Source organism: Mesorhizobium sp. M7A.F.Ca.CA.004.04.2.1 (assembly GCF_004022825.1).
Lineage (GTDB): Bacteria > Pseudomonadota > Alphaproteobacteria > Rhizobiales > Rhizobiaceae > Mesorhizobium.
The window spans coordinates 1-9,372 of sequence record NZ_RZPH01000124.1 but is presented as its reverse complement, the minus strand read 5'-3'; the positions used below and the strand labels follow the sequence as shown (position 1 = coordinate 9,372).

Annotated in this window: 8 protein-coding genes; all 8 read right to left on the bottom strand. The window is 61.9% G+C overall.

Features of this window, described 5'->3' with window-relative positions; genetic code table 11:
• Positions 1-636 precede the first annotated feature (636 nt).
• Complete coding sequence (gene ugpC, locus EN893_RS08350) at positions 637-1,704, bottom strand: sn-glycerol-3-phosphate ABC transporter ATP-binding protein UgpC (protein ID WP_127271561.1); 1,068 nt, start codon at positions 1,702-1,704, stop codon at positions 637-639.
• A 4-nt stretch (positions 1,705-1,708) separates the two neighbouring features.
• Positions 1,709-2,557 carry a carbohydrate ABC transporter permease gene (locus EN893_RS08345; RefSeq protein WP_027036797.1) on the bottom strand — a complete coding sequence of 283 codons (849 nt, stop codon included), beginning with the start codon at positions 2,555-2,557 and terminating at the stop codon, positions 1,709-1,711.
• A complete protein-coding gene (locus EN893_RS08340) occupies positions 2,557-3,480 on the bottom strand; it encodes a sugar ABC transporter permease (protein WP_127270752.1) in 924 nt (307 codons plus the stop codon). Before EN893_RS08340 ends, EN893_RS08345 begins: the two co-directional genes overlap by 1 nt.
• Before the next feature lie 185 nt (positions 3,481-3,665).
• Entirely contained in the window at positions 3,666-4,943 is a 1,278-nt protein-coding gene (locus EN893_RS08335) for a sugar ABC transporter substrate-binding protein (protein ID WP_127270754.1), read from the bottom strand.
• A gap of 29 nt (positions 4,944-4,972) precedes the next feature.
• Positions 4,973-6,160, bottom strand: coding sequence for a PLP-dependent transferase (locus EN893_RS08330; protein ID WP_127272295.1), 1,188 nt, complete (start codon positions 6,158-6,160; stop codon positions 4,973-4,975).
• Positions 6,157-6,891, bottom strand: coding sequence for a FadR/GntR family transcriptional regulator (locus EN893_RS08325; RefSeq protein ID WP_128361487.1), 735 nt, complete (start codon positions 6,889-6,891; stop codon positions 6,157-6,159). Before EN893_RS08325 ends, EN893_RS08330 begins: the two co-directional genes overlap by 4 nt.
• Before the next feature lie 139 nt (positions 6,892-7,030).
• Positions 7,031-8,503: an FAD-dependent monooxygenase gene (locus EN893_RS08320; RefSeq protein WP_127270063.1), complete on the bottom strand. Its 1,473-nt coding sequence runs from the start codon at positions 8,501-8,503 to the stop codon at positions 7,031-7,033.
• 519 nt (positions 8,504-9,022) lie between these two features.
• Positions 9,023-9,372, bottom strand: a 350-nt coding sequence (locus EN893_RS08310) for a diguanylate cyclase (RefSeq protein ID WP_127374968.1), incomplete at its 5' end; no start/stop codon positions are given.

The following is a 9,372-nucleotide window of genomic DNA, read 5'->3' as shown; positions in this document are numbered from 1 at the left end:
ACCTTGAGTGTATCGTTTTAATACAATCGGCGATTGGTAGACTTGCACCACGGATAGGCAGTTAGTTTCAGCGTCAGGCAAAAAGGGGGGAAATGCCTCGCACTGGGAGAAAACGATGTCCGTACAAAAAGGCGACTTTCGAACCAACAGAGCCGACTACGTGATTGCCGCGATGCATGGCGGAGTGACCGCCGACGACAGCGTTCGAGACGAGAACCTAGCAAGGAGAAAGAAGTCCCTGTGGCTGAAGGAGCGGCGATCGGCCAAGTCGGCTGAGAACCCGTTGGACAGTTCGCCGCTGTCCAAAAGAAGCCCTCGCGGTTAGCGGTCTACAATCCACTTCCGCGATCACACCATATCCGCACACAACCCACTCGCCCATATTGCAGGCGCCGCCGTCGGTGTTGACTAACTCCGACGGCGGCCCAATTCGTGGCGAAACGACCTCCGTTCTCTTGAGAAGACGGCGGGACTAAGGTCTTGCGCTGTAGACGCAAAGGTCCGAGTGGTCCTGTTAGGTTCCGGAAATGTCTGTTGGACGTTCCGCTATTTTATCCAATTGAAATGTAGCGTTACCTGTATTTCCCGCCCGACATCGGCGCCCGATACTGCTGCCCGACGCTCGGCTGTGTCCCCTCAGCCGATGCGATCACCGCTTTTCGGATCGAACAGATGCAATTGGTCTGGTTCGACAACCAACCTCACCTCGTCGCCTGGCTTCACGCCGGCACGGCCCATGGCAAAGACGCAAAGCTGCTGACTGGCCAGCTTGACGTAGAACTGCGTCGAAAGCCCGAGAGGCTCGACCACACCCACCTCGCCCTTCAACGCGCCCTCATCCGCCAACTTGATATGCTCGGGCCGCAGACCGACGGTGATGGCGTCACCGTCCGTCAGCGGCAGGCCTTCCGGCAGCCGCAGCGCCTGGCCATCGGTCAGTACAGCCTCCGGGGTACCACCCTTGCAAACAATCGCCGGCAGGAAATTCATGCCGGGGGAACCGATGAAACCGGCGACGAACATGTTGGCCGGCCGATCATAGAGATCGAGCGGTGCGCCGACCTGCTGGATCAACCCGTCATGCATGACGACGATCCGGTCGGCCATGGTCATCGCCTCGATCTGGTCATGCGTGACATAAACCGATGTCGTCTTCAGCTGCTGATGCAGCGCCTTGATCTCGGCGCGCATATGGACGCGCAGCTTGGCGTCGAGGTTCGACAGCGGCTCGTCGAACAGGAAAACCTTGGGATCGCGCACGATGGCACGCCCCATGGCGACGCGCTGGCGCTGGCCGCCGGACAGTTGCCGCGGCAGGCGTTGCAGGAACGTGTCGAGCCCGAGCCGCTTGGCGGCGCCGTCCACCCTGGCGTCGATCGTCGTTTTCTCCGCCTTCTTCAGGAGCAGGCTGAAGCCCATGTTCTTCGACACGTCCATATGCGGATAGAGCGCGTAGGACTGGAAAACCATGGCGATGTCGCGGTCCTTGGGTGCCACGTCATTGACCAGCCGCTCGCCGATGCGGATCTCGCCGCCGGAAGCCTCCTCCAGCCCGGCGATCATGCGCAAGAGCGTGGACTTGCCGCAGCCTGACGGCCCAACCAGGACGACGAACTCGCCATCGGCGATTTCAAGGTCGACCGCGTGCAGGACGCGGACGGCGCCATAGTCCTTGCGGACGTTTTCGAGCGTAACAGAGGCCATCGATCTATCCTTTGACGGCGCCGGCGGTAAGGCCGGTGACGAGATAGCGTTGCAGGAAGGCGAAGAAGATACAGACCGGGATCAGCGCCAGGATGGACGCCGCCATCATCTGTCCCCAGTCGACGGCGAACTTGCCGATGAAGGTGAGCAAGCCGACGGCAAAGGTCTTCTGGTCGTCGCTGGAAATCAGCATCAGCGCGAACAGAAGCTCGCTCCAGGCGGCGGTGAAGACGAAGCCGAGCGTGGCGCCCATGCCGGGCAGCGTCAGCGGCACGATCACCTTGCGCATGGCCTGCGCGCGGGTGCAGCCGTCGATCATCGCGGCCTCTTCCAAATCCTTGGGGATGCCGTCGAAGAACGACTGCATCAGGAAGGTGGCAAAGGCCGTGTTGAAGGCGGTGTAGATGATGATCAGCCCGGTCAGGCTGTTGATCAGGCCGATCTGCCCCATCACGCGGTAGATCGGCGGAATGACCATCACCAGCGGAAAAGTCTGGGTGAGCAGCAACATCAGCGCCAGGGCTGCCTTGCCGCGAAAGGTGAAGCGCGACATGGCATAGCCGGCGAGCGTGGCGATGATCGTCACCAGTGCCGCCGTCGAGACCGAGACGATGACGCTGTTGAGGAAATAGCGCGGGAAATCGGTGGCCTCGAGCACGGTAACGAAGTTTTGCAGTGTCATGTGCGACGGCCAGAAGGTGATGCCTTCGGAATAGAGCAGCCGCTCCGGCGTGACCGAGATCTTCAGCGTCCAGTAGATCGGGAACAGGGCAAACAGCACGTAAGCCGCGATTGCCGCGTAGAGGCCGATGCCGCCGAAGAAGCGCTGCGAGGTTGAACGTCCTGCTATCATCAGACGTGCCTCACCAACGTGCGGCGGATGCCGATCAGCGCAATCGCATAGGCGATGAGCAGAACGAGCAGCAGCACCGCCACCGCCGAGGCATAGCCCTTGTCCAGCGATTTGAAGGCGCTGACATAGATGTAGACCGGCACCGTGTTGGTCGAGCCGGCCGGTCCGCCCTCCGTCATGACGAAGATCAGGTCGGCGAAGGTGACGATCCAGATGGTGCGCAACATCACAGTGATGGCGATGGTCGGCGCCAGGAACGGCAGCGTCACCTTGGTGAAGCGCTGCCATGGCGAAGCGCCGTCGATGGCCGCTGCCTCATGCAGTTCCGACGGAATGGATTTCAGCGCCGCCAAAAGCGTGATGGCGAAGAACGGAATGCCGAACCAGATATTGGCGACGATCGGCCCCCACATGGCGGTGGCGGGATCGGAAAGCACATTGGTCGGTTCGGCCTTCAGCCCCAGTGCAAACAGCCAGTGCGGCAACGGGCCGATGATCGGATTGAACAGCCAGGCCCAGGTCAGGCCCGACAGGAAGGACGGCACAGCCCAGGGCAGGAACACCAGGGCTTGCACAGCCTTGCGGCCGCGAAACGGCTTGTCGAGCAGCAGCGCCAGGCCAAGGCCGAGGAAGAACTGGAAGAACAGGCTGGCGACCGTCCACCACAACGTGTTGACCAGTGCCTGCCCCAGCACCTGATCCGACAGCATCGCCTGATACTGTCCAAGCCCGACATATTCCGATTTGAACGCCGAGAACTTACGGAAGGAGTAGCTGATGCCGATGACCAGCGGCACCAGCAGCACCACGACCAGAAGGATGATCGCCGGGCTGAGATACAGCCATGGTTCGATAGCGGCATGCGACAGCCGCTTCTTTCGCGGCTGGCCTGCGGATCGGATTTCAGACACGGCATAAGTCATTGGGTGCTAAATCGTCTCCTGGAGGAGCGCCGGAATTGGCGACAAGCGTCCTTCTCCCCGTTCACGGGGAGAAGATGCCGGCAGGCAGATGAGGGGCAGCGCGAACCTATCGAGGCATAGCGCCGCCCCTCATCCGGCCCTATCGGGCCACCTTCTCCCCGTAAACGGGGAGAAGGGAAGAAAAACTACTTCTTGTTCTTCGCCAGCCAGTCCTGCTGTTCCTTGGTCAGGAAGGCAGCCCATTGGTCGGCGACGTCCTTGGCCGTCTTCTGGCCAAGCAGCACTTCCTGGAAATTCTTGATCGCCACCTGGTCGACGAAATTGCCGAGGTTCTCCAGATGCGTCGGCGGGGTGACCATTTCATATTTGGAGCTGTCGCTGAGCTCCGTGAACCAGCCCTTGAACTGCTCCGTCTTGAAATGGGGATCCTGGTCGGCGCCGTTGTGGATCGGAACGACGCCGACTTCCTTGGCCCATTCCAGATTGTCCTTCGGCGACAGAAGCGTCGCCATCAGCTTCCAGGCGTCGTCCTTGTGCTGCGAGTTGGCAAACATCGCCCAGCCGGCATAGCCCAGCGTCGGATAGGATTTGCCGCTCGGCCCGACCGGCAAAGGCGCCACGGCGAAATCGTCGGCGCTCATCTTGTCGGCGATGCCGAGCAGCGCGTCCGGATCCTGGTTGAGCATGGCACAGGTGCCGGAATAGAAGCCGGTGACCGTTTCATTGAAACCCCAACTCACGGCATCCTTCGGCGCCAGTCCGTCCTTGTACATGTCGGCCAGCATCTGCAGGCCCTTGACCGAGCCTTCTTCGTTGATCGTCGAAGTGCCGTCCTCGTTGAAGTAGCCGCCCTTGCCGGCAGCAATGTTCATGAACATGTGCATGCCGTTGAAGGCGCCCGGCCCGCCGCGCAGGCAGTAGCCGTACTTCCCCGGGAGCGCGGAAATCTTCTTGGAATCGGCGATGAAATCGTCGAGCGTCGCCGGCGGTCCGTCGAGGCCGGCCTCCTTGAACAGCTTCTTGTTCCAGAACAGCGCGTTCACATAGTAGCCGTAGGGGATCATGAACTGGGTGTTGTTGACGGTCGAGCCGAACTGCTTGGCGCGGTCGCCCAGCGTCTTGGCATCATCCCATTTGGCCATATACGGTCCGAGATCCTCGAGCTGGGCATTGTTGGCATAGAGGCCCATCCAGCGTTCCGGCATTTCGACGATGTCAGGCGTATCGCCGGCCTGCACCATGGTCAGGAATTTCTCGAACGCCTGGCCCCAGGGCAGCGAGATAAGCTCGACCTTGATGCCCGGATTGGCGGTTTCGAACTCGGCGATCTGCTTCTTCAGGAATTCGGTGCGCGGCGGGCTGGTGATGACTTCGACCATTTTCAGTGTCGAGTCGGCCACGGCATTTCCGGCGGAAATCGCCAGCCCCGCAACGGTGGCCAGCATGACGGTCAGTTTTTTCATGTTCAAGACTCCCATTTTGAACCCGCTTGTTATTTTCTGGCTTTTTCGAAGGCCTGGGCGACGTCAGCCCACAGGTCTTCGACACTCTCCAATCCGACATTGAAGCGGATGGTTCGGGGGCTGACGCCGAAGCGCGCCATCGAATTCAGGCCCGGCGTCTGCTCCAGCGACGCCTTGGCCGGTACGACCAGGCTTTCATGCCCGCCCCAGCTGACGCCGATGCGGAAATATTTCAGCGCGTCGACGAAGACGGGGATGTCGATATCGTCCGTCACCTCGAAGGAGAACAGACCGGCATAGCCGGCCAGCGTCGCCTTGCCCGGGTGGTTCGAATAGATGGGGTGGTTGACCCGCTCGACACTGGCATGCGCCTTCAGCCGTTCGGCGATGGTCAGGCCGCTCTTCATGTGGTGCGGCAGGCGCAGCGGCAGCGTGCGCAGGCCGCGCAGCAACAGCCACGCCTCGAACGGTGACAGCTTGCCGCCGAGATAGGAATAGGTCTGCTCGTTGATGTGCTTGATATGAGCGGCCGAACCCGCCACGACGCCCGCGACGGTGTCGCTGTGGCCGCCAAGGTATTTCGAGGCCGAATGCAGCACCAGGTCGACACCATGCGTGATCGGCTTCTGGAAGACCGGCGTCGCCCAGGAATTGTCGATGGTGGTGACGATGCCCTGTTCCTTGGCCAACCGTGTCAGATGCGCGATGTCCTGCAACTCGAACATCATCGAGGTCGGGCTTTCCAGATACAGCAGCTTGGCGCCGGGAAGTGCCGCCGCCACCGCATCCGGGTCGGAGCCGTCGACATAATCAACCTTGATGTTGAGCCGCGGCAACAGCCGCTCGAACAAACGGTAGGCATCGCCATAGCAATTGCGCACCGCCACGATGCGCTCGCCTGCCCCAACGAACGCAAGCACCGTGGCGCTGATCGCCGCCATGCCGCTGGAAAAGCCGCGCGCGGCTTCTGCGCCCTCAAGCGCTGCCACGCGCGCCTCGAACTCCATCACCGTCGGATTGTCGCCGCGCGAATAGATCGGCTGCTTTCGTTTGCCAGCAAAGGTATCGGCCATCTCGGCATAGCTGGCGAAGGTGAACAGCGAGGTCTGGTAGATCGGCGGCACCACCGCACCGCCAGGGAACGGTTCGTCATGCGCCAAGAGTGTCGCCGCCTCGGCGAGATAGTCGTGATCGAAACCGGATGGATGCTCGTTCATGTCTGGCTCGAAAGTTTGAGTTTGGCCGCACCGCGCTTGAGATCGTCCTCGACGGTGGCGATCAGCTTGAGCGCTTCGGCGCGGGCGCCCTGCGGGTCACGGGCTGCGATGCATTCGTAGATGGTGCGGTGATAGGGAAAGCTGGCATGGCCGAAATCGCGAACGCCGAGCGGATGCTCCCAGAAGCGGTGGAACAATTCGTACATGGCGGCGATGATCTGCTCGAACAGCGGATTACCCGAGGCCCGGTAGATCGCCTGGTGGAACTCCCAATCCTCTTCCGACGACATGCCGTCGCGCGTGCGGAACGCCTGCTCCATGATGTCGAGCTTGCGTGCAATTTCGGCGATGTCGGCCTGGCTGGCGCGTTCGGCGCAAAGGGCTGCGGCCTCCGCCTCCAGCGCGCGGCGGATCTCCATCGTCTGCATCAGGCTGGTGAAATCATTGCCGCCCGCCAGCGTCAGCGGCATGTGCAGCATATCGTGTGAAACAGCCGCCTTGAGATAGGTGCCGCTGCCCTGCCGGCGCTCGACGAGGCCGAGCACTTCCCAGCGTGTCAGTGCCTCGCGCACGGTGTTGCGGCTGACCTTCAGCCGCTCGGCCAGAATGCGTTCGGTTGGAAGCCGCTCGCCCGGCTGCAAGGCCTCGGCGCGAACAAAGCCCACCAACGCCTTCAGCACGGCGTCGTCGCGCGCCGTGGTCTGAATGGGGGGCAGGCTGTTCTGGTCCACATTTCCTCCAAGTGGTCCAATGGTCCAACCAATATCTGCACAGAAGGAAGCTCCTGTCAACCAACTGTCAGGAGCACTGTCGGAGGGAGGGACGCGATACTCTCAAGGCGATCGCGCGGTCGCGCTTCGATCGTGGCTGCTAACCTGCGGTGGCAGGCGGCCCGAACCAGGTGGTCAGCGCGTCCACCAGGCCCTGTTGGGTTCCCGCCCCGGCCCAAGCCACATAACCATCGGGCCGGATCAAGACCGCGTCGGGCGAAACGACCGTCCCGAGAGCCGGGAGGTCCCAGATACCGGCGTAACCGGCGTCGATCTGCCGGACCCGATCAGCCCAGGACGCGATGTCCAGCCTGCCGGGCTCACCGAGGTTGAGCAGCACGGGCCGCGCGTCGTGCAGCAAGGTGAAGACCCGCAACCGTCCGCCGGCGGTGGTCAGATCGAGATCGGGCATTCGCCGCCCAAGCAGTGGATGCCCCTCGCCAAGGTCGTAATGAACACCCAGACCAGACACCTCCGCGGCGATTTTCTTGCGGGGTTCATCCATGCCGAGCAACTCGGCAACGGTGTCGGCCAAGGCCTTGCTGCGGTCATCCGTGCGGCGAAGCGCAACCTGCGCCATCGTGTTGCGCAACACGCGGGCGGCGACCGGATGGCGCTCGGCGTGATAGCTTTCGAGCAGGCTTTGCGGCGATGTCCCCTTGATGATTTGGGCCAGCTTCCATCCAAGGTTCACCGCATCCTGCACGCCGATGTTGAGGCCCTGTCCGCCCATCGGCGGATGGATGTGCGCGGCATCACCCGCCAGCAGCACGCGCCGGTCGCGATATGCGGCAGCCTGGCGCGTCATGTCGGTGAAGCGGGAGAGCCAGGTCGGGCTGTGAACCCCGAAGTCGGTGCCGTAGATGGCAGTCAGCGCCTCGCTGAGCTCGCGCAGGGTCGGTTCGCCGCGCGCCTCCAGGCGGGGCTCCGTCAGCACGACGCCAACCTTCTTGCCGCCCTCGATCTTACCCAGAGCATGAATTCCGGAGGCGTTGCTGCGGAAGCCCCATGCCGGTTCTTCCGACATTTCGACCTCGGCAATCATCCAGCTCATCGTCGGATCCCATCCGGCGAACTCGATACCGGTCGCCTTGCGAATGGTGCTGCGGCCTCCGTCGCACCCGACCAGATATGCGGCCCTCAGGCGGTGACCGGTGGACAGTTCGACATCGACGCCGCTGTCGTCCTGGGCAAACCCCGCAACCTCGTGTCCGCGATAGATCGGTACCTTCAACTCGCCGACCCAGTCGGCCAGGATGCGCTCGATGTGGTTTTGCCGCAGTGCCAGCAGATAATTGTGGCGCGTGGGAAAATCGCTGATGCCTAACCGGATCATGTGGAAGCCCACGGACGGCGATATCTGTCCCTGTGAAAGAAACCGATCCACAATTCCGCGCTGGTCGAGCACCTCAAGAGTGCGCGCATGCAGGCCGCCTGCGCGCAATCCTGCCAATTTCTGATCCGGTCGCCTTTCGAAAATGGCAACGTCCACGCCTGCCAGCGCCAGTTCGCCTGCCAGCATCAATCCCGTCGGACCACCCCCGGCGATCACAACCGCATGATCTGAAATCATTATCATAACTCCCGTTTTCCGCACCCTGGCTTGGGTCGCGGTTTTACGGGAGGAGCCGGGTCTTGCCGCAAGCCCCTTGTGCGCCATATCTATGAAATGGAAGGGGTGCTCTTCCCCTCGTCGTTGGCTGCCCTCACAGCGAAACTGTGTAGGAACCAAAACGGGTATCCTGATTTCACATGCAAAAACGCAGATTCCTCCGTGCTTTGGCACGGAGTTCTGATGTTCTTTTGGAGAGAAGGGGGCCGGTCGGCGTTTGGCAGCGGTACGAGGAGGCCACTATGTGCCAGCGCCGGCCGGCCGACCCCACGGACCCAGGAGATGCGGCGGACCTGAGCATCATGGGGTATTCCCAGGATCGGAGCCGGTTTTCTATCCTCGTGCCGGCTTCGTCTTGGCCTGCACAGTTGCGCAAGAGCTTATGAAAATCAACAGTTTCTTAACCAAGGCTCGCGAATCGCTTGGATTAAGGTAAACGGGTAACCCTGTCGGGTTGACAGGATAATCGGGGCTGGATCGCTACGCCGCCTTGGCGACGACGCGATTTCGGCCGCCGCTTTTGGCTTCGTAGAGCGCGAGATCGGCACGCTTCATCAGCGCCGCCACCGTGTCCACGCCCTTCAGCACCGACGACACGCCGACGCTGACCGTGACTTCGATCGCCTTGCCGTCCTGCCCGATGGCGAAAGCCGCCTGGGCGATTTCGGCGCGAATGCGTTCGGCTACCTTCTCGGCCACCGCGCCCTCGGTGTCCGGCATCACCACGACGAACTCCTCGCCGCCAAAGCGGCAGGCAAGGTCGATACCCCTGACATTCTTGCGCAGCCGTCGTGCGAATTCCCGCAGAACCTCGTCGCCGCCGTCATGAC